Here is a 21969-nt window from a genome sequence, read left to right as displayed (position 1 = left end):
GCTCAGGGTACATGAGGTTCCCTAAGGTGAGTAATAAAGATACGCAAACAATGAAATGAGGAAGCCGTCAAAATGGGAAATAAAGGGTCCTTTACGGAGGGTGCCATGGCACGTAAACTTTCTTTGGCAATTCTTTTTTTTCTTTTTCTTTTCTCCTCTTTTGGCACAGCAGGGTTCTTCCAAAATCCTTTGAGCACGTCTACTCTTCCCCTCTATCGGGATGGATATCTTTTAGTTCGCTTTTATGAAACAGGCACCACGTCCTCTGCAGCAGCGATCCGTTCAGCCGTTGTGCAGAAAGCAGGGGGGGGAACGATTGTTCGGATGTACAGCGAGCTTGTCCCGGGGTTGGCTTTGGTAAAGCTGCCGGCGGGTACCGATGTGCAAGCGGCGCGCGTGGCGTTTCAGGCGACACCAGGAGTCCAGTATGCCTGTCCGGACTTTATTCGAACACCATCATTAACGCCGAATGATTCACGATTTGCTCAGCTGTGGGGGTTGAACAATACAGGGCAAACAGGCGGCACGGTTGATGCAGATATTGATGCACCGGAAGCGTGGAATCTGACAACCGGCAGTAAGCAAATGATTGTAGCGGTAATTGACACCGGTGTGGATTACACCCATGAAGACCTTGCCGCAAATATGTGGGTCAATACAGCCGAGCGGAACGGGGCGCAGGGTGTGGATGATGACGGCAACGGGTATGTTGACGACATTTACGGCTACGATTTCGGCGAAGGGGACTCTGACCCGATGGACGAATACGGACACGGGACCCATGTGGCCGGAACAATCGGCGCTGTCGGCAACAACAATCTCGGTGTTGCAGGAGTGAACTGGAATGTCCGGATTATGGCCTTGAAAGTGGCCTATGCCGTAGAGGGCAGCGATGAACCGGGGCTTTTGGATTCCGCGATTATTGAGGCACTGCGTTATTCCGTTCGGATGGGGGCTAAAGTTACCAACAATTCTTATGGAGGATATGGGTACGATCCGGCGCTGTATGATGCGATTTTGGCCAGCCAGCAGGCCGGACAGCTCTTTGTAGCGGCGGCTGGAAATGAACAAAACAATAATGACAATTTCCCGGCCTATCCTGCCAGTTTTGATTTGGCTTCAATTATTTCCGTTTTAGCCGCTAATCCTTTCGATCAAATCACCTATTATTCGAATTACGGCAAAACGAGCGTCGATTTAGCGGCTCCGGGCGGTGAAATGTACTCGGAGGATGATGCGAGAGGGATTTTGAGCACGGTGCCGGGAAATGGTTATGAATTTTACCAGGGCACTTCGATGGCCAGCCCGCATGTGGCCGGAGCATGTGCTTTGGTGTGGTCTTTGTCCCCTACAATGACAGCGGCGGAAGTCAAACAAATTATTCTGGGCTCCGTGGATAAACTGGACAATTTGAAGGACCTTTGTGTCACCGGGGGGCGTTTGAATCTGTATAAAGCCGCCCTGTCCGTTGAGATTGAAGACTTGATTGCCCCGACACCGAATCCGGCTCAGTGGGATATTGTGCCGGCAGCAACGGGACTTAAGCATATTGTAATGAAAGCAGCTTCGGCAACGGATGCCTCCGGAGTTCAATATTATTTCGAGTGCATAGAGAATTCGGCATTAAACAGCGGCTGGCAGGATGACCCGCTGTATATTCTCGGCGATACAGCAGAGGAACGTGCCCTGCTGGCGGAAGGAACAACGTATACCTTCCGTTTTAAAACAAGAGATAAATCCGACAATCATAATGAAACGGAATGGTCTGAATCAAAACAGACCACGACCGCTTCGGGAGTTGATACGCTGCCGCCGGCCCCCAATCCGGCGCGCTGGAAAGCGGCTCCGCGTGCTTTGGGCAATCTGCGGCTTGGCATGGAGGCCGTAACGGCGTACGATGAAAACGGAGTGGAATACTTCTTCGATTGTGTTGAGGCGTCCGAAGGCAATCCGGATGATTATGACAGCGGCTGGCTGACCGTGCCGTATTACTTCACGCCTTTGGTTCCGGGCGGTGTGGCCGGCAAGGAATTTCGGTTTGTGATTTATGTTCGGCAGGCAGTCGGCGAAGGCGGCGAACTTCCCAAGACGGATCCCTCTGAACCGATTTCGGGAGGTTATACGACGAAACCGGTTACGCGTCATGTTCCGTCAGCGGCCTATCCGACGATTCAGAGCGCCGTCGATGCATCTCGTTCCGGCGATACGGTGTTGATCCATCCGGGCTTGTACCGGGAAACCAATATTGTGGTGGACGGCAAAGCGATTACGATTCGCAGTCTGAATCCGGATAATCCGGATGTTGTCAGCCAAACGGTAATTGACTGCGAAGACATTTGGGATTTTTGGTTTAACGAGCCGCGGCGTGCCTTTATCTTCCGGAATGTCGGCCGCAATACCATTCTGGCCGGACTGACGATTCGGAATGCTGTTGCCGTAGATGATCCCGAATATTATGGTTCTTCTCTTGCGGTGAATGTTTCCGTTTATCCTGTGGGAGGCCCGGGACAGGATGCGAAAGGCGGAGCGATTTACCTTGGAGATTACGCAGGAGCCAGCCCCATTCTGCGAAATTGCGTATTTCAGAACTGCCGAGCACATGGACAATTCGGCACACACGGTATGAACGCACCAAATGTCAATACAGGTCCCGGCCGTCCGGGGGCTCCGGGCGGAGACGGGGGCAATGCGTACGGTGGTGCGATTTACGCTGTCAGCGGCTCAGCTCCCCTGATTCAGGGTTGTACGTTTGAGGGATGTTCCGCCGTCGGCGGAAATGCCGGCAATGGCGGCAACGGCAGCGACGGAGGAGGGGTGCCGGACAGTGTAGATCAGGCCGATGGATTTGACGGCGGGGACGGCGGAGACGCCGGCAAGGGCGGCTGTGCCTGGGGCGGGGCGATTTATTTTGAAAATGGATGTGCCCCTGAATTGATTGATGTCGTTGTTTCCGACTGCTATATCCAGGTTGGAGAAGCCGGACGCGGCGGCAACGGCGGAAACGGCGGTGACGCGAAGACTGAAGGCCGCGGAGGGCACGGCGGCAACGGCGGAATGGGTGGAGATTTGCGTGCACCGAATTCCGCCGGCGGCGCCGTTTATTTTGGAGAGAATACACAGGCCGTGATTGACGGCTGCACGTTCACAGGCTGCCGAGTTGTTGTCGAACTTCACGGGGATTATTCCGGCGGGGACGGCGGCAACGGAGGCAACGGTCAAGGAAACGGCAACGGCGGAAACGGCGGTCACGGCGGACCTGCTTTCTATATCCCCGATAAGCTCTATCAGCTCGGAGTAGTCCGGGACCAGACGGGTGCTATGATAACCGACGGTGTCCGAGCCAACGGCGGAACCGGCGGAGACGGCGGGAATGGTGCCGGAACCGGCGGCAGAGGAACCGGCGGATACGGCGGATTCCGTTTTGGAATGGGCGGGGCACCTCAGAACTGGGGCGATCTGCTGGATCATACCGGAATCTGGCCGTCCAATCTTTACTATATGGCCTATTACTGGGAAGATATTGCCAACATCGATAATTCCTATACCCATACCGACGACGCGGGCGATTATTTAACCGGTTTTGTGATTCCCTGGGAATGGCAAAGCGAAATTGAACTGCCGGAATTGCCGACACCTCCGGCAGAACCGGGGGTAACCACAGGGGAAGGACAGGAGACAACCATATCGGCCTTTTATTGTGCTTTTTATCCCTTCTATGGTCTGGTAGAGGAAACCGAGACCTTCACGGTCACTTTGGCAACCATGGACCCGAACCATCCGGAAGACCCGGCTTCGTGGTACTGGGACCTGACTACCCGTGTTTCAGGTACCTCACAGACAACGTTTGGGGAGCAGTGGTCCTCGACGGATTTGACTCAGCCCAATGCAGGTGCCTGCGCGGGCGCCAACTTCTACGGTGCCGGCAGCGTCATTACGATGCGGAATACAACAGTTTCCAACAATCGCGGTTTTGCCAACCACGGCGGCGGTGAAGTGTATGACAAAGGATGTCAGGCGACCTTTGAAAACTGCCTCTTTGAAGGCAACAGCGCTTATGCCGATGTCACCAATCCGACGGATTATCGCTATGAAGGTATCGGCGGGGCGATGTTTGCTGACCAGCCCCAAAGCATGGTCTTTACCAATTGTGTCTTCCGAAACAATGATGCCTTCAGCGGCGGCGGCCTTTACTGCAATCTGGGGCCCTCGTCTGAAGGGTATACGCCCGACGTGAACTTTGTTGACTGCACTTTCTCCGGCAATGCCGCTGATTATGATTTGGTCAAATCGTATGCCGGAGCTGTTTATGTCGGCAACTCCTTCGACGCATACGAAGAATCCTACTTTAATAATTTCTTTGCCCGAAGCGATGAACCGGAAGACGTGACCGGGGAAATTTCCAACTTTATTACCTCCGAGTACATCAATCACGGACGGATTAACTTCTGGTATATTGTCCGAACGGAGATGTGGGACAATCTGAAGGAAGTGGACCATATTCTGGCCGGTGAAAAAGAGCCCGTTTATAAGGTTTCTTTCGAAGGCAGTTTGTTTGAGAATAACCGTTCGCCCAACGGCGGCGGTCTGAATGCGGATGCATCTCTCTTGACCATAACGGGTGCAGAATTTATCGGAAACAGCGGGCATATCGGTGCGGGCGGCTTTATTTACGGCTGCGACCTGACCGCCAGGAACAACTATTTCTACACCAATACCGGCAGACTTCTCAGTCCGCGCCGAAGTCAGGACAGCGGTACTTTTAACGCTTTAATTTGTGCATCCGGCTTCTATGTTTCCGATTCGGATGTTTTGCTGGCTGCAAACCGCTTTGTTGCCAATGAGTCGAAGGGCTATGCCGGAGCTCTGGCGATGATTGGGCCTCCGCTCGGTTGGGACCGGCCGCAGGAAGTCATCAACAACCTCTTCATTCAGAATACAGCACTCAGCGGCGGCGGGGCTTTCCTGGCTGACTGGTCCAGCGATGTGAGTGTCGTGAACTGCACCTTTGTGGATAACACCGTAACAGACTCGTGGTACGGTGTCGGCGGTGCGATGATGACCCACGACACCTTCGTAGACATCACCAATTCGATTTTCTGGGGCAACCTGGCTGCATTGGGGCCGCAGATTTCAGTAGGTGACCCGTATGAAACTTATTCAGTGCCCTTTACAACCGTTTTTGTGGATTACAGCACAGTTCAGGGAGGACAAAGTCAGGTGTACGTGGCTCCGGGGATTGAGCCGTGGCTTTGGTATGGACCGAACAATATCCAGAGCGATCCGCTCCTGGTCGATTTTGGTTCAGCGGCCTCTCCTCAGAATCGAACGGTCTTCTTGAGCCACCTGTCTGCAGGCCAGGCTCAGAACAGCCCCTGCATTGATACAGGAACAGGAACGGCGGCCGCTCTGTCGGCTTTGCTCGAATTTGCGGCAACGACCCGCACGGATTTCATTCCGGATGTCGGTACTGTGGACATGGGGTATCACTACAATGCTGATTTGTCTTCGGTGCAGACCTATACATTGAATGCACGGGTTTATGTTGCAGACGTTAAGGCGATGGGAAAACTGAAGGCATCCTGGACTGTGGATGGTACCGTTCAGGAGGTCGGACCGGCGGTGGTTCTGCCGCCTATTACCGTTGCACAAGGGACGATTATCTATCTGGAAGCGATTCCGGATGATCCGGCCCTTTATCGTGTGAAGAAGTGGTCGGGAACGAATAATGACAATTCCACAGCCCTGACGAATACGGTTACGATGGGGATGAATCGAACGGTAACAGTGGAATTCGAGGAGGCAATTCCGAAGTTTATCACCGTTCCGTCTCAGGTTGCCACCTTATCGGGAGCGATTGCAATCGCCCGCAGCGGCGATACGATTGTTCTGGCTCCTCGTCCGGGAACACCCTATACGATTGAGTTTGTGGATACGAACTTTGACGGCATCGGTGAAGGGCTTGACCTGCAGGGCAAGAGCATCGTGATTACGTCCGAAAATCCGGATGACCCGCTGATTGTGGCCTCCACGGTTGTTGACTGCGGCGGAACGCGATATCAGCCCAGCCGTGGGTTTGTCTTCCGCAGCGGAGAAGGTCCCTCGACGATCATTCAGGGGTTAACAATCCGCAATGGATTTATGGTCGGTGCTTTGGGAGCGAGCGGGGCAATTCCCGGGGAACCGACCCCGCCCGGCCAGAATCCGGAAGCTCCGCCCCGTGCCAACAGCGGAATGGACGCCTTCGGCAACGGCTACGGCGGTGCAATTTTGTGTGAAAACGGCAGTTCGCCGACGATTCGCAAGTGTGTGTTTGAAAACTGCACCGTAACCGGCGGTTACGGCGGAGACGGCAATGATGGTCGGCCGGCCGTTGAAAATGCACAAGCCCCGGCCAATGACGGCCAGTCCGGCGGGCACGGCGGCGACGGATATGGAATGGGCTGCGGCGGAGCTATTGCCTGTGTAGGAGGCAGTTCCCCGACAATCGAAGGATGCATTTTCCGCAACAACAAGGCCTTGGGCGGCTGCGGCGGCAACGGCGGCAACGGCAGCAATGGTGTAACCAACGGGAAAGGCAGCTGGGGCGGCGACGGCGGTGATGCCAACGGCAACGGCGTCGGCGGAGCCATTTTTGCCGATACCGGTTGTCAGCCGGTGATTCAGAACTGCACCTTCGAAAACAATTTTGCTCAGCACGGAATTGCCGGCATCGGCGGTTCAGCCGGAACCGGACAAACGTATTCTGATCCGTATGATCAATTCTATCCGGGTACGGACGGCGTGGTAAACGTCTATCCGAGCCAGCCGCTGGACGGCGGTGCAATCCGTTTGGGCGACAATGCTCAAGCCACGATTGTTGGATGTACATTCATTGGAAACTATGCCTTTGAAAATACTTCCCAGACGTGGATGGATAATTTGGTGCCAATTGAGCAGCATCTCTACACAGACGGCGGTGCGGTGGCTGTCGGTAAAAGCAGTACGCTGCGGCTGCGGGACTGCCTCTTTAAAGAAAACATGGGCGGTGCCGTCTGGTGTGATGAATTGACGGCCGTTGAGGTTGACAACTGCGAGTTTTCCGACAACGGCACCTATGACAAAGTGCCTGGGATTGATTTCTACACGGAATATGAACTGACATTCCTGTATTCCGTGGACGAATCGCTCCTGTCTGATTTGATGGAATCTCTCGGAGAGGCCGGCGCGATTACGCTCAGCAAAGGATCACCCAGCGCTGTGATTACCAACAGCCGCTTCTTCGGCAACTACACGCTCGGCAGCGGCGGCGCTATTCGTTCAGACAGTCATCTGACGCTGACCGACTGCACGTTCGGCGGCAACAAGGCCAGCCGCGGCGGCGCTGTGGATGTGTATTACAATCTGAGTGCCGGTGAAACGGCCAAGACGCTGACGCTGCAGATGACGGGCTGTTCATTTGCCGACAATGACGCATTCCTGCTGGGCGGTGCCGTTTTCGGCCGCAAGGTCAATCTGACTGCAGAGGACGGCACGTGGATTCGCAATGAAGCCCGCAGCGGCGCCGGCATTTATCTGACGGAAGGTGAGATGAACGTCGGCAACAGCACCTTTACGCTGAACACGGCGACCGGTATTAAACGCTATTACCAGACCGTCAGCGGCGAAGGTCAGGGCGGTGCGGTTGCCTGTATAAACACCAAAGCCGACATCTGGAACTGCCGGTTTGTGGAAAACCGTGCGGAAGGTCAGACCGGCCAGGGCGGTGCAATCAACTTTACCAACGGCGATGTGATTCTCACGCACCGTCTGAGCAATTGTCTGTTTGCCGACAACTGGGCACAGCAGGCCGGCGGCGCCGTTGCCGCCAAGGTCGGCTCCAGCCCGACGATAGAGTTCTGCACATTCTCCGGCAATCTCATCAGCGTCTCCGGAACCGGCGGCGGGGCTGTTTACATCGGCCCGAACGGCGCAGCGGTGCTGAGCCACTCTGTCTTTGTCGGCAGCAATGGAATCGCAGTCGCCGAAGATGCTCCCATAGATTCTCAGATTCAGCGGTGTCTGTTCTACGGCAATCTCGGTTCGGATTATTCCGGCGCTCTGCCCGCAGGTACCCTGACGGCTGATCCGCGGTTTGAGACAGGGCCGCTCGGCGGCTGTTATCTGAATCAGACATCCAGTCCTGCGGTCAACGCCGGCCTGATGACCGCTTCTTCGATCGGTCTGGACCAGTTTACAACAGACCCGGCGGGGACGGCTGCAGACACGGGAATGGCGGATTTGGGTTATCACTACCCGTTTGCGTCCAGTCTGCCGACGTATACACTGACGGTTTCCGTGCAGGATGGCCGGGGCGCTGTTTCGGTTGAACCTGCCTTGAGTGCCTACTATAAAGGCCAGATTGTCGAGTTGACGGCCCAGATACAGAATGGTTATGTCATTACCGGCTGGTCGGGCACAATCAATGACGGAAGCACTGAAGCAGTCAATCGGGCGGTTATTGACGGCAATAAGGTGGTACAGGTAAAGGTCCGTGCACAGCAGACACTGCATGTGGGTGGTTCTGCGGCCTACAATTCGCTGTCACAGGCCATGAATGACGCCAGGGACGGAGACATTATAATTGTCAATCCAGGCATCTATCAGACGACGAGTACAACCAATCTGGACTATGAAACAATTGCAAGTTTTGCCGGAAAGAGGTTGACAATTCGCAGTTCCAATCCGGATGACCCGGAGACGGTCGAAAATACCATTTTCGATCATCATGGACTCTACATTGTCGGCTTAAAAGAAGGGTCGCTGATTGAAGGGGTTACCTTCCGTCAAAGCAGCGTGATGTTTGAGCGTTCCGCTGCAACCGTCCGCAACTGCCGTTTTGTCAGCTGCAATTGGAATGGTGGAACTGGGCGAACGCCGGATGGATGCGCCCAGGATGGTGTGAACGGCGGAATGGCGGAAAGCGGTGCAGTGGATCTGATGGAAAGTTCCGTTCGGTTTATCGGCTGCTTGTTTGAAGGCAATTCCGTGACGGGCGGCAATGGTACCAACGGGAATGCCGGCTGCGATGCTCATCCGGACGGCGGCGACGGCGGCTGGCCGGGCTGGGCCTACGGCGGTGCTGTGGCCTGCCAATTCAGCAGTGAGGCAACCTTTGAGAACTGTACGTTCCGCAACAATTTCGTTCTGGGCGGCAACGGCGGCAACGGCGGCGCCGGAAAAACGCCTCCGAATCCCGGCTACGGCGGTCTGGGCGGCGGGTGGAATTATTCCGACCAGGTCGAAATCGGCTGGCTGATTTACCGCGGCTGGGACGGCTGGACGAACGGCCATAAGTATGACTTCCCAACTCTCTATTTTGAAATGTATGATTGGGAAACGTTCGCCAAGTGGTTTGAACTGGATACAAACAAGTACAAGAGCTGGAAGGACTTCTATGTCTATTACCAGTACGACCCGTATGATGCCTACTTGTCCTACTGGCGCTACGGCGGATACGGCGGCGCAGTGTTCTGCGCTTACGGCAGCAGCGCCAAGTTTGTTGGCTGCGTCTTTGAAGGCAACAGCAGCAACGGCGGCGTAAGCGGCGTCGGCGGTTCCAACTCGCTCAACGATATACCGGAACCCGACCGGGCTCTGGATATTCCCAATGCCGGCGGCGCGGTGTACGCGATGTACGACTGCACGCTCGAGTTTGAAAACTGCGTCCTGGCCAACAACAGGGCGGATACGAATGTCCAGCAGTACCCGCATACCATCCACGTGGCCTTCGGCGGTGCCGTGGCGTATCAGTACGACTGCGTTGCCAAGTTCGTCAACTGCACGATGATTGGAAACGAAGCGAGTGACGGCGGTGCGATCTATGCCAATGCATCCGATACGCTGATTCAGGACTGCAACGTGGCTGACAATACGGCGTATCTGGGCGGCGGCTTCTTCCAGATTTATAATGAAGCGGCTTTAACGAACAGCCAGTTCCGCCGCAATCTGGCAAGAAGCACGTCGTTTGAGGCCCCTGTGGAGAACGCCTTCTTAGGTCAGGGCGGCGGTGTGTATGTCGGAAGTACCGCTTTGAACGTTCGCGACACGATCTTTGTCCAGAACGCGGCTGATTTCTCCGGCGGCGGTCTGTTCATGACCGGACTTTCCGCGAAGGGTTCCTTGATTAAGAACGCCCTGTTTGCTCAGAACAGTTCCGGCCGCGACGGCGGCGGCGCCTCCGTTTACTGGGGTGCCAATCCCGTCATTCGAAACTGCACCTTTGCCGATAACCAGGCGACGGGAAGGCCGAACTATCCGACGGGTACCGGCGGCGGTTTGTATATCGGCTACGGCAGCACCGTGGATGTGATCGACAGCATTTTCTGGCTGAACTATGCTCTGCAGGGAGCTCAGGCCACGGTGGGCTCCGGTTTTGATACAGAACCGTATCCGTCGGTAATGAACCTGTCGTTCTCGGATGTGCTGAATATCAACACGTCGGGGAATGCAGTTTATGTCCGGCCCGGGAGCACGCTCAACAAGGTCGCCGGCGTCTTCAGCAGCAATCCGATGTTTGAAGGACCGGAAGACCCGACCCGCGAAGTGCTGCCGGAAGAATATTACTACCTGAATCCGTCCAGTCCGTGTATTGATGCGGGCAGCGATTTGGCCCGCAATCTGGATTTGGACGGTTACACCACACAGCTGAGCGGTGTGCTGGACCGCGGTGAGGTTGATTTGGGGTACCATTACTTCGTTATCCGTCGAGCTGAATGCGCCAAAGTGGATAACTCGCTGGTCCTGAGCGGCCAGATTGACCTGAGTGATTTGGCCGTCCTCGGTTCCAAGTGGCTCAATCAGCCGTGCGGTTCACCCGGCTGGTGCGGCGGTGCCGACCTGAACTTCGACCGCCTTGTCGATATGTCCGACGTAGCTTCTCTGGCGGTGTGCTGGCTGGCGGAGGATACACAGTCGCCGACGCCCAGTCCGATGCAGTGGGCCGAACTGCCTGCACCGCTGCCGCTGACAATCGATGGGGTTACGTTGAATCCGGATTACAGGATTGACAAGGTGGCAATGAAGGCGATTCAGGCCCACGATGCCTGGTGGCCGGATTCCTATCTCGAATATGCGGTCGAATGTGTGTCGCATCCTGCTGTGACAACCCCGCTGGTCTGGACAACAGACCCGTCAAAGGTCCTTTCCGGACTGTATCCGGGCGAACCCTACGAGTTTGTAGTTTACGCTCGCGACCCGAGCGGGAATGTGACCCTGCCTTCAACAGCGGCTTCCGTCACACCGGGCAGCAATTATAACCTGCTTGCCCCCAATCCGGCGGACTTTGAGATACCGCCGGCCGGTTCCGGGCCGACAACGATCACAATGACGGCTGTGCAGGCGACGGGTGTGCCGGCGGTTCCTGCTCCGCTGGTCGGTAAGGGTACGTTCCATGTAGAGTACTGCTTCGTTAAGACAGATGCGGCGGGCAATCCGCTGAATCTGCCGGCGGGGACGAACCCGATTGTTCAGCAGAATTATGACTCATCTCAGCCGTCCGGAAAAGTCTACACGACAACTCCATGGCGGTTTACAGATACCGGCTTAACTTTGGGACAGACGTATTACTACCGAGTCTTTACACAGCTGGTATTCCGCGAGACGGCAACCGGTACGGTTCGGGTTGTGGCTTACACAGAGCCGTCCCCCGTCTATGCAGCCGGTCCGATTGAAGTAGATTTAACGCCGCCGACGCCGAATCCGGCTCAGTGGGCGGTCTGGCCGAGTCACCTGCAGTACGATACGTGGTATCACTACATGCGGGCGGCGGAGGCTCAAGACCCGAGCGGTGTGGAATACAAATTTGTCTGTGTGTCATTCCCGAGCTTGAGCAGCGGCTGGCAGAATGTGGACAATGTGGCAGGCATCGTGGACCCGGACTTCACACCGCGGCTGCCGAATGAGTACTGGGTGCCTGTGTATGTCTCGACGGCGTACTATGAGTACTACATCCTTGTGCGTGACCGCTCGCCGAATCAGAATCAAACGCAGCCCAGTGCAACCTGCAGCGCCGGTACAAATACGGTAACTTGTCCCAACAGGCCTATCCAGTAAGGCATAGCCGATTATAAAACCCGAAGGGCTGTCCAGAATATCGGACAGCCCTTTTTTTTAAAAAAACTTGATGGGCCTAAATAAGACTGACAATGTCCGCAATTTCTGTCCAAAAAAACTTCTTCGGGGTTGACATTTTTTCTCAAAATTGTAAAAAAGAAAAACTCATGTGAACAGGGCCCGATTCCTGGAGGGCTTGGCTGCGGCGGGCTCCATTCTGATTGATCAACTGAAAAACGGGAGTATAAGGGATGATTGAAGTACAAAAATTGACCCGCAGGTTCGGACCGATTGTGGCAGTTGATGGGATTTCATTTCAGGTTCAGAAGGGAGATATTCTCGGCTTTTTGGGACCGAATGGCGCGGGCAAAAGCACGGCAATGAAAATGCTGGCTTGTTTTCTGCCCCCTGACAGCGGTACGGCAGAGGTTTGCGGGTACGATATTGTCCAGCAGCCCTTACAGGTGCGGCGATCCATAGGATACCTGGCGGAGAATGCACCGGCTTATCCGGAAATGACGGTAGCGGGCTTTCTGAATTTTGTCTGTGACGCGCGCGGGCTGAAGGGAGCGGCCCGCCGGGAGGCTCTTGAACGCATTATCCCGCTCTGTTCCATTGGTACAGTGTATCATCAGACCATTGACACACTCTCCAAAGGATATAAGCGAAGGGTAGGACTGGCTCAGGCCCTGATTCACAATCCGCCTGTCTTAATTCTGGATGAGCCGACGGACGGCCTGGACCCCAACCAGAAGCATGAAGTGCGTGAACTGATTTTGAAGATGGCAAAAGAAAAAGCCATTATCATTTCAACCCATATTTTGGAGGAAGTCGAGCAAATCTGTACACGGGCGATTATCATTGCCCGCGGACGGATTCTGGCCGATTCCACACCTCAGAAACTGCAGACGGATTATCAGGGGACTCTCGAAGAGGTCTTCCGGAAGATTACGTTAGGAAAAAAGACGGCTTAACGGCCGCAGGGATTGAACGAAGAAACACTAAGGAGTCAGGCAATGAACGGCTTTTGGGCAGTCTTCAAGCGAGAATTAAAAGGATATTTTTCGACTCCCGTTGCATATGTTTTTCTGGTGGTGTTTCTGTTCTTTGCAGGTTATCTGCCGTTTCGGGAGGGATTTTTTGAATTAAGGCAGGCGGATTTAAATCTCTTTTTTAAGATGCTTCCGCTGCTGTTTGTTTTTATGGTTCCTTCTACGGCGATGCGGCTGTGGGCGGAGGAGCGCCGGACCGGCTCGATTGAACTGCTTCTGACACTGCCGATTACGGTCCCGCAGGCGGTTTTGGGCAAGTTCTTTGCCGCGTGGGCCTTTCTGGGAATCGCCCTTCTTTTGACGTTTCCGATGCCGGCAGCGGTCTTTTACCTGGGCAGTCCGGACCCGGGTCTGATTGCGGCCGGATATCTGGGGGCCTTTTTGATGGCCGGCGGTTTTTTGGCAATTGGAGCGTTCTTTTCCGCTCTGACAAAAAATCAGGTCATCAGTTTCATTCTTTCTGTGGCGGCCTGCGGGATTCTCGTTTATGCCGGAATGCCTTCAACCCTCGAATACCTGTCGGGCACTCTGCCGGCACCGGTGCTTTCCCTGATTGAATCACTCAGTTTCCAAATCCGGTTTGATGCCATTCAGCGGGGGATACTTTCCGTAAAGGATATTGCTTACTTTGTGATTCTCATCGCGACCTGGATTTACGCTTCGATGTATGTTCTGGAAGAAAGGAAGGCGAACTGATGAATCGAACCGTACGTCTGATTATTGTCATATTGTTGATTCTGGTAATTTCGGTATCCGCGATTCAGATTGTGCAGCGATTGTTTGGAAGCTGGCGGATCGATGTGACGCAGGAAAAACTGTACACCCTTTCTGAAGGGACCAAAAACATTCTGCAGGCGCTTCAGCAGCCTCTGACGCTGCGGCTTTACTACACCAAGACCGCGACCCTCAGTGCACCGGACCAAATCCGCTTTTTCAATGCCTATTATGAATATGTCCGGGCGCTTCTGGAGGAATATGTCCTGCATTCGAACGGCAAAATCAAGCTGGAGATTGTGGACCCGCGGCCTTATTCGCAGGAAGAACTGGCGGCTATTCGATATGGTTTGAAGCGGTTCTCTATTACAGAGGAAGAAAGCTTCTTCTTTGGTCTGGTTGTTCAGACGGAGCTGGGGGTGACCAAGACAATTCCGTTTTTCAGCCCCGACCGGGGGAATTTTATTGAATATGACATTACCTACCTGATTGATACCGCTGTCAACCCGCCGAAAACGCGGGTGGGCATTCTCAGTTCGCTCCCGGTGATGGGCGACGATATGTCCGGCTATATGGCGGCGATGATGCGGATGCAGGGGCAGAGGCCGCGCGGGCCGTGGGGGCTGGTGCGGCAGCTGAAAGAATTGTATGCCGACGTGCGTTCCATCCCGACGGATACGGAGGAGATTCGGGATGTGGACCTGCTGTTGGTGATTCATCCCAAGGACCTTTCCGCAAAAACCCGGTATGCCATTGACCAGTATATCCTGAAGGGCGGGCGTGCGGTGATTGCTCTGGATCCATTCTCCGTGGTGGACAGGCCGGACCCGGCAATGATGCAGTACGGGATGGAACACAAGGCGGCTTCCTCCCTCGATGATTTGCTGGCGGCCTGGGGTCTGGAGATGCCGGCCAATACGTTTGCGGGCGACCGAGTCCTGGCCGGAATCGGTTCTCCTTCGCCGAACGAACGTCCGATGAAGATTCTTCCTTATCAGAAATTGACGGCATCGTACGGCTGTTTTAATAAAGATGTTCCTATGACTGCCTCCTTGAACGAGGTGACCTTCTGGTTCCCCGGTGTTCTAAAGAAAAAGAAAGATGCAGCGAATCTGCCTGCGGATATGGAATACATTCCTCTGATGATGACAACCAAGCAGGGCAATACCTGGACCATTTCGAGTCCTTTCGAACTTCGGGTTCCGGATTATGCGGATATTCTGCGGCGTTTTCGGGACGGCACCGAGGAACAAGTGCTGGCTTACCGGGTGACCGGCACCTTCCGTTCGGCTTTCCCGGACGGACCTCCGAAGGAAGAGAAAAAAGAGGAGGGAAAAGAAGACAATAAGGAAGAAAACAAGGACGAGAATAAGGACGCTTCCTCGGAAGAGACCAAACCCGCTGCGGAGCATTTATCCGAGGCCCGCCAGCCCGCCGCCGTTGTGGTGGTGGCTGATGTGGATTTTCTCAGTGATGTGCTGGCTTATCAGGAAACAATCTTCGGGCTGGCTGTAGTCGGGAACAATGCGGCTTTTGTACTGAATGCTCTGGAGGAACTGTCCGGTTCTACGGATTTGATTCGGCTGCGTTCCCGCGGCGGCTATAAGCGGCCCTTTACCCGCGTCGATCAGATCGAGAAAGAGGCAGAGGAAAAAACCGCGGAAGAAGAGACACGAATTATGGCGGAAATCAAGGGGTTTGAAAGCCAGTTAAATGAAAAACTGCGGGCGCTCGAATCCAAGGAAAAGGAGCTGATCAACAAGACGATTCTGGAAGAAAAGAAGGAAATCGAACTGAAACTGCACGAAGCGGAAATGCGTCTTCGTGATGTGAAAATGAAGAAGGTGGCGGACAAAGAGGCCCTGAAAAACCGCATCCGGAATTTCTGCACCCTGCCCGGTCCGCTGGCTGTGCTGACGGCCGCGGTGGTGCTTGCCGTGTATCGAGCGGTCAAACGCAGATATTCAATTCAGCATATGAGAGAACCTTAACCCCGGCCTGGAAATGAATCTGACAGGGAGTCAACGGCGATGAACGATAAAAAAGTTGCGATTTTGGCAATAGTAGCGGTTTTGGCGGCGGCGGGGGCTATGCTTTCGTCTCGATTGAGTCGAAATTATACCCCGCCGAGCGTCACAATTTTTCCTCTGATTGAAGGGTTGGATATCGACCGGATTCAGACGATTGTCATTGGTGCAAAAAGTGCAGACGGGCCGATTCATCTGGACCGAAGCGACAAGGCCTTTACAGTCCGAGAAAAAGACGGCTACCCAGCCAGTGTAAGCAAAGTGAATTCGCTGATTTCAGACTGTCTGGATATTCGGATTACGTCGGATGCCCTCATTACGTCCAATCCCGCCAATCATGCCCAAATCGGAGTCACGGAGGATACGGCACGCTGGCGTGTGGAGTTTCTGGGGGCCGACCAGAAACTCATTACCGGCCTGCTGGTTTCTGAATCCAAAACGGAAGGAGAACAGTCACGCCCAGTCAGCGCAGTTCGCCTTATGAATCAGCCCAATGTCTATCGCCTGACGGATGAGCCTTATATATCCACCCGTGCAATGGATTACATCGAGGCTCAGATTCTTCAGGTGGAACGGGATAAGATTCTTCGGGTGTCTGTGACCGACCCGAATCAGCGGACCTATACGTTAACAGCACAGCCGGATTCATCCGATCTGGCCTTGGACTCTCTGCCGGAAGGCAAACAGATTCGGCAGGCCAATGCCAAAACTACCTTCTCTGCCTTGACCTATCTGCGGGCGGATGATGTTTCCGCTGCCTCCAAATTGCCGGACCTGAAGTTTTCGAACACCTATGTTTGTGAAGTGAAAAATTATCTGGTTTATACCGTTCGTCTGGCTGAGCAGGACGGCAAATATTACATTCGTCTGTCTGCCCGTTATACGGGACCGGAACCCCAGGTGCAGCAGGAAGCGGAGTCCGAAGAAAAACTCCGTGAACGGGAGGCGCTGTTTTTGGCTCGGGATACCGCCGAATCATTCACAGCCAAACATGACGGCTGGGTGTATATAATCCCTTCTTATAAGGCTCAGGAAATGATTCGGCCTCTGCAGGATTTAATCGAGGATAAACCCGCCGCTCCGGCTGCTTCGGAGATGCCGGCGGCAGATAAATCTGTTTCGGAGAAGCCGGCTGAATCAGCAGGATAAAGCCTTTTTAGCGGCAGTAGCGAAGATATTCCAGCCCTTCTGGAAGAGGGATATTGTTCCCGAACAGATCCTCTCCGTATCCGTGTTTTGCCAGCCGTTCGATGTCCGCAAGGACGCGTTTGTCCCCGATAAAGCGGACTTTTGTATCAGTAAATATGTCGATCTTTCCGGCTGCCTGCAAACGGACAATTTCATCCATTACCAGTTTCAGCAGCGGGACGTTTTGAGTGTTTTTCGGCGCTTCAATATGAAGCGGTTTTTCGTAAATAATCAGCTTGTTATATTTAGACAGAGTCATCAGGACGGAACGGATCAGTGAAGGAACATCTTCTTGCGGTGCATCCGGCAGCAGATTCATTCGAATGATTTCATTGGCAATGTCCCGCCGCTTGTGAGCATTGATTTCTTCATTGGCCCGGAATAAATGAAGCGGGGCCTTGGCGTCATAGGTTTTGCCGTCCAGTTCCATTGTGACTTCGCTGCCGTAATGAAGGACAATGTTGGCAATCAGGGTGGACGGTCGGACATGAAAACCTCGATAGGGCGGTACCGGTACTTCAATGCTGCCGATTTCCGTATAGCGATGAAGCATCATTCGGCACAGATTCTCGGCGCTGCTGAGATACTGAACAACAAAATGAATCGAATAATTCAGCATGACCTGCAATAAAACTTCGGGCTCCACCAGACGTTTTCGGCCGGGCGGTAGGGGCACTCGGAAAGGACCGGCGTGTCGTTCGATATAATGAGCAAAGTCTCTGGCGGTTCTCAGCAGATGAAGCACAACACTGATATGGCCTCGGAGCACCGGAATTTCAGGGTCTATCCCTTCCGTTTCCGTAGTGGAAACATAGGTATCGTAGAGCGACTGAAGATTGTGAAAGCGAAGTTCAAAAGAACGAAGTTTATCCTCTCGCAGGGGGCCGATATAATCGCATAACTGCGCATCGGCCTTCATCGATTCCTTCGGAAGAGATTGTTTGCACTCTGCCGACAGATTCAGGAAAGAAGTGGCCAGCATAGAAATAGTCTGTGAAACCGCATCGATTTTTCGTGCGCTCAGATCATGAGGCAGCCGTCCAGGCGGCAGTTTTTCGCTGTAATACTCCTCCGGTAAGTCCACTTCTGGGACCGGCAGATGGAGAGTTCTGGCTTCATCGAGAAGTCGACGGGTGGCTTCAACAAGAATGGATTCCGTAAAGGCAATCGCATCTACCGTATGTTTTTCAAAATCTTCTCCAATATCAAGAAGACGATAAGCCGGAATGCTGTGCTGAATGTGCAGAAGTTCATAACTGACATACGAAAACAGCTTGATGGCGGCAATCAGCGAACGAAACCGTTCCCATTTTGAGTTGTTTCGTGCACCGTAGGCGTCCAGAAGTTCCTCAAGCTGGGTCGATTGGAACAACAATTCCCCCAAAAGCGGGCGAGTGAGGATTTGCGGGCTTTGCCCATGGGCGACTAAAAATCCGGATGCACGAAACAAAGCACCCGACCGCCGAGCAATTAAATGCTGAAACTCCTCATAGGAGATTGTTGGAGGTACCATATTTTTTATTGTTTAGTCTCTCAAGAAGAAGACAATATCAGTCTTGATTAAAGTGTTTTTGGGTTTCTCTCACTAATTATATCGTCTTACCCTTTTTTAGGTTTACAGGGTTATTTTCAAAATAACCTGTTTTAACAATTCTTGCAAGAGATGGTTTTCTTTGTCTTTACAAAGCAAATTCTGCAACTAAAAAGGTATGATCGCTCGGTTTTTCCGCCCGTCTTGCCTCCAAATCAATCCAACAGTCTTGACAGGTTTTAGCGAGAGGTTCTGTGGCTAAGATATAATCCAGACGCCAACCCAATTTTCGTTGGAAGGAATTTGGGATACGATAGTCCCAGAATGTATAGTGACCGCCTTCAGGATGAAATTGACGGAATAAATCGATAAATCCCCATTTCATTACATCTTCGAACGACTCTTTGACTTCTTTGCAATAACAAACATGCCCCCACAATCCCTCCGGATCATATACGTCTATGGGCTCTCTGGCTGCATTTAAGTCGCCGCACCAAAGGACGAAATCCCTTTGAGGGTCAAAACGAGACGAAAAATAAGATTTTAATAGGCGGAAATATTCCAATTTATACTGAAACTTGTCTGAATCGACTTCCTGTCCTTGAGGGATATACGTGTTTAAAACGATAATTTTTCCTGCCTTTGCTTTAAGAAAACGAGCTTCCTGGACGGGGTCATTGGGGAGGTCGACTTCAATTTCCTCAAGCGGAAAACGGCTGAAAATGGCTACTCCATTGTATTTTTTTTGTCCCCGAAAAACGACTTCATATCGGGTATCTCTAAAAGCTTCGAGGGGAAATTCATCATCCTGAACCTTGGTTTCCTGTACACAAAGGATATCCGGCTTATGCTTGCCCAACCATGCCTTCAGCAGTTCTATTCTGCTTCGGATGGAGTTTGCATTATATGTTGCGATTTTCATTTTTTTCTTCATAGAAATTCCCTCTTATATTTTATATACCCATTTCATTTTGAAAACAGCAAAAAAAGAAAGCAAAGGCGAATATTGGTATAAACATATCCGTTATTTTCAGTAATTGGTCTAATTCTTGATGGACAATTCAGAATATTGTATTTTTTATCGCACAAAACCAAGGATTTTTGTGTATATAGAATAAAACTACTATAATACTGTGAAATAGAGGAGATTGTTATGAAGCTGTCATCGCGTACAAGGTATGGAATCCGGGCCATGCTCGAATTGGCCCTCGAGTACGGCAAGAGACCACTGCAAATTAAGTCCATCGCCGACCGAGAAGACATTTCCAACAAATACCTCGAACAATTGATTGCTATGCTGAAGAGCGCTGGTCTCGTACGAAGTGTTCGGGGACCAAGGGGCGGCTATATGCTGGCTAAACCGCCGCAGGAGATTCTTTTAAGGGATATTTTTGTTACACTCGAAGGCCCGATTTCCCCTGTTGATTGTCTGAAGCATTCTCAATTTACACCTCAATGTACGGATTGCGCCACGCGTCAAATCTGGAATGAGATTCAGAGTGCCATCAGCAAAGTTTTGGCCTCCAGAACACTCAAGGATTTAATCGACCTGACAGGCCAGGACAAGGACGCCAAGAACTTCCAAATTTAACTTTTGCCGGGTAAGGTGCAATTTATGGGCCGCATTTATGGAGACATTACGCAAACAGTCGGTCGAACGCCCCTTGTTCGATTAAATCGAATGGTCGGGCCGTATGGCACAGTTTTAGCCAAAATGGAGTCTTTTAACCCATGTCACAGCGTAAAAGACAGGATAGCCGTATCGATGATTCAGGCGGCAGAGGAAAAGGGGCTTCTGAACAAAGAAACTACTCTGATAGAGCCGACCAGCGGGAATACTGGGATTGGTTTGGCTTTTGTCTGTGCCGCACGCGGGTATAAGCTTATCCTGACTATGCCGGAATCAATGAGCATAGAGCGACGGAAGCTGCTGGCGATGCTGGGGGCCCAGATTGTTCTGACCCCGGCTTCCCTGGGCATGTCCGGGGCTATTCAGGAGGCCAAACGGCTGAAAGAAACAATTCCGAATTCACTGATTCTCCAGCAGTTTCAGAATCCGGCCAATCCGGAGATTCACCGCCGGACGACGGCCGAGGAGATTTGGGAAGATACCGGAGGCAAAGTCGATATTCTGGTATCCGGTGTCGGGACTGGAGGAACAATTACCGGCTGCGGAGAAGTGCTCAAAAACAGAAATCCGAATTTGAAGGTGATAGCCGTAGAGCCGGCCGATTCCCCCGTTCTTTCCGGCGGAAAACCGGGGCCCCATAAGATTCAGGGGATTGGAGCGGGCTTTGTTCCGGATGTCCTGAATACAAAAATCTATGATCAGGTTGTGACGGTAACCAATGAGCAGGCCTTTGCCGCCTCGCGTCTGCTGGCCCGTATGGAGGGCATCTTGGCCGGCATCAGTGCGGGAGCGGCCTGCCATGTAGCCGTAGAATTGTCCAAACAAAAGGAAAATGACGGAAAGACAATCATTTTCATTCTGTGCGATACCGGAGAACGGTACCTGTCCACAGATTTATATGCTCAGCTTTGAACCTACTCATGGAAACTGAACCTGTATTTAATTATGATGCCGTTGCCGAACAAATCGTCAAGACGTATGAAGACGATTCCGGCATTAACTTTATCGACATAAAAAACCTGCCGGTCCGGGAGCGTATTATCCATGTGGTTGAGCTTCTGTTTGAGATTCTTTTTCCCGGCTATACCGGCAAACGAACCGTCAGGCGTCCTACGGTTTTTTCTGTGGTGCATGAATTGCTGCTGGCCGTCCGTCGTGAACTGTCGGAACAGATCGAGCGGGCCCTGCGGCATAACTGCCGTCTGACGGATTGTCCGACCTGCGACTGTCCGCGTCTGGCGCTGGAATGCACGGACCGTCTTCTGGTACGGCTTCCGGAGATTCGGAACATCCTGAAAACCGATGTTCAGGCCGCCTATGACGGCGACCCGGCCGCTCAGTCTCTGGAGGAAATCGTTATCAGTTATCCTTTTATTACGGCGATAGCTGCCCATCGGATTGCGCATGAACTGTACCGAATGCAGGTGCCGCTGATTCCCCGGATTATTTCCGAATGGGCTCACAGCCAGACGGGTATAGATATCCATCCCGGTGCTGCGATCGGCAAACGCTTTTTCATCGACCACGGCACGGGGGTTGTGATTGGTGAGACTTCGGTTATCGGGGAGAACGTGAAATTGTATCAGGGCGTTACACTCGGGGCGCTGAGTTTCCCGAAAGATGAACGGGGACGGCTGATTCGGGGCTGCAAGCGTCACCCGACGCTTGAGGATGATGTGACGGTTTATGCAGAGGCCACGATTCTCGGCGACATTACTGTCGGACGAGGGGCTGTTATCGGCGGAAATGTCTGGATTC

Annotated in this window: 10 protein-coding genes; 8 read left to right on the top strand and 2 right to left on the bottom strand. The window is 52.9% G+C overall.

From position 1 onward, the window contains the following. Positions 1 to 189 precede the first annotated feature (189 nt). From PKY88_03575 to PKY88_03555, 5 genes are all read left to right on the top strand, one after another. On the top strand, positions 190 to 12069 hold the full coding sequence (locus PKY88_03575; protein ID HOQ04280.1) for a S8 family serine peptidase: 11880 nt from the start codon (positions 190 to 192) through the stop codon (positions 12067 to 12069). A gap of 251 nt (positions 12070 to 12320) precedes the next feature. Beyond that, a complete protein-coding gene (locus PKY88_03570; protein HOQ04279.1) occupies positions 12321 to 13043 on the top strand; it encodes an ATP-binding cassette domain-containing protein in 723 nt (240 codons plus the stop codon). A gap of 42 nt (positions 13044 to 13085) precedes the next feature. Beyond that, the gene (locus tag PKY88_03565; protein HOQ04278.1) at positions 13086 to 13817 is read left to right on the top strand and encodes an ABC transporter permease; all 732 of its coding nucleotides are present in this window, start codon (positions 13086 to 13088) and stop codon (positions 13815 to 13817) included. Next, positions 13817 to 15826, top strand: a complete 2010-nt coding sequence (locus PKY88_03560; GenBank protein ID HOQ04277.1) for a GldG family protein — start codon at positions 13817 to 13819, stop codon at positions 15824 to 15826. Before PKY88_03565 ends, PKY88_03560 begins: the two co-directional genes overlap by 1 nt. A gap of 39 nt (positions 15827 to 15865) precedes the next feature. Next, positions 15866 to 17011 (top strand): DUF4340 domain-containing protein, encoded by a 1146-nt coding sequence (locus tag PKY88_03555; GenBank protein ID HOQ04276.1) that lies wholly within the window; start codon positions 15866 to 15868, stop codon positions 17009 to 17011. Positions 17012 to 17018: 7 nt separating this feature from the next. On the opposite strand, the gene PKY88_03550 is transcribed toward PKY88_03555, so the two are convergent. Together PKY88_03550 and xth are read right to left on the bottom strand one after the other, a co-directional pair. Continuing rightward, positions 17019 to 18563, bottom strand: a complete 1545-nt coding sequence (locus tag PKY88_03550; GenBank protein ID HOQ04275.1) for a hypothetical protein — start codon at positions 18561 to 18563, stop codon at positions 17019 to 17021. A 166-nt stretch (positions 18564 to 18729) separates the two neighbouring features. Further along, positions 18730 to 19515, bottom strand: a complete 786-nt coding sequence (gene xth / locus PKY88_03545) for an exodeoxyribonuclease III (protein ID HOQ04274.1) — start codon at positions 19513 to 19515, stop codon at positions 18730 to 18732. 219 nt (positions 19516 to 19734) lie between these two features. Here xth and PKY88_03540 point away from each other — a divergent pair, with 219 nt between their 5' ends. From PKY88_03540 to PKY88_03530, 3 genes are all read left to right on the top strand, one after another. After that, positions 19735 to 20172 carry an Rrf2 family transcriptional regulator gene (locus PKY88_03540; protein HOQ04273.1) on the top strand — a complete coding sequence of 146 codons (438 nt, stop codon included), beginning with the start codon at positions 19735 to 19737 and terminating at the stop codon, positions 20170 to 20172. Between the two features lie 24 nt (positions 20173 to 20196). After that, positions 20197 to 21123, top strand: coding sequence for a cysteine synthase A (gene cysK / locus PKY88_03535; protein ID HOQ04272.1), 927 nt, complete (start codon positions 20197 to 20199; stop codon positions 21121 to 21123). A gap of 8 nt (positions 21124 to 21131) precedes the next feature. After that, on the top strand, positions 21132 to 21969 hold an 838-nt coding region (locus PKY88_03530), incomplete at its 3' end, for a hypothetical protein (GenBank protein HOQ04271.1).

It is taken from the genome of Anaerohalosphaeraceae bacterium (assembly GCA_035378985.1).
Lineage (GTDB): Bacteria > Planctomycetota > Phycisphaerae > Sedimentisphaerales > Anaerohalosphaeraceae > JAHDQI01.
The sequence above is the reverse complement of the archived record's forward strand: the minus strand, read 5'-3'. Positions and strand labels throughout refer to the sequence as shown.

Bases quoted from the DNA above. Each gene is read 5' to 3' on its own strand.
- PKY88_03540 (HOQ04273.1), top strand. From the start codon at position 19,735: ATGAAGCTGTCATCGCGTACAAGGTATGGAATCCGGGCCATGCTCGAA.
- xth (HOQ04274.1), bottom strand. From the start codon at position 19,515: ATGAAGAAAAAAATGAAAATCGCAACATATAATGCAAACTCCATCCGA.
- PKY88_03560 (HOQ04277.1), top strand. From the start codon at position 13,817: ATGAATCGAACCGTACGTCTGATTATTGTCATATTGTTGATTCTGGTA.
- PKY88_03570 (HOQ04279.1), top strand. From the start codon at position 12,321: ATGATTGAAGTACAAAAATTGACCCGCAGGTTCGGACCGATTGTGGCA.
- PKY88_03565 (HOQ04278.1), top strand. From the start codon at position 13,086: ATGAACGGCTTTTGGGCAGTCTTCAAGCGAGAATTAAAAGGATATTTT.
- cysK (HOQ04272.1), top strand. From the start codon at position 20,197: ATGGGCCGCATTTATGGAGACATTACGCAAACAGTCGGTCGAACGCCC.
- PKY88_03555 (HOQ04276.1), top strand. From the start codon at position 15,866: ATGAACGATAAAAAAGTTGCGATTTTGGCAATAGTAGCGGTTTTGGCG.
- PKY88_03550 (HOQ04275.1), bottom strand. From the start codon at position 18,563: ATGGTACCTCCAACAATCTCCTATGAGGAGTTTCAGCATTTAATTGCT.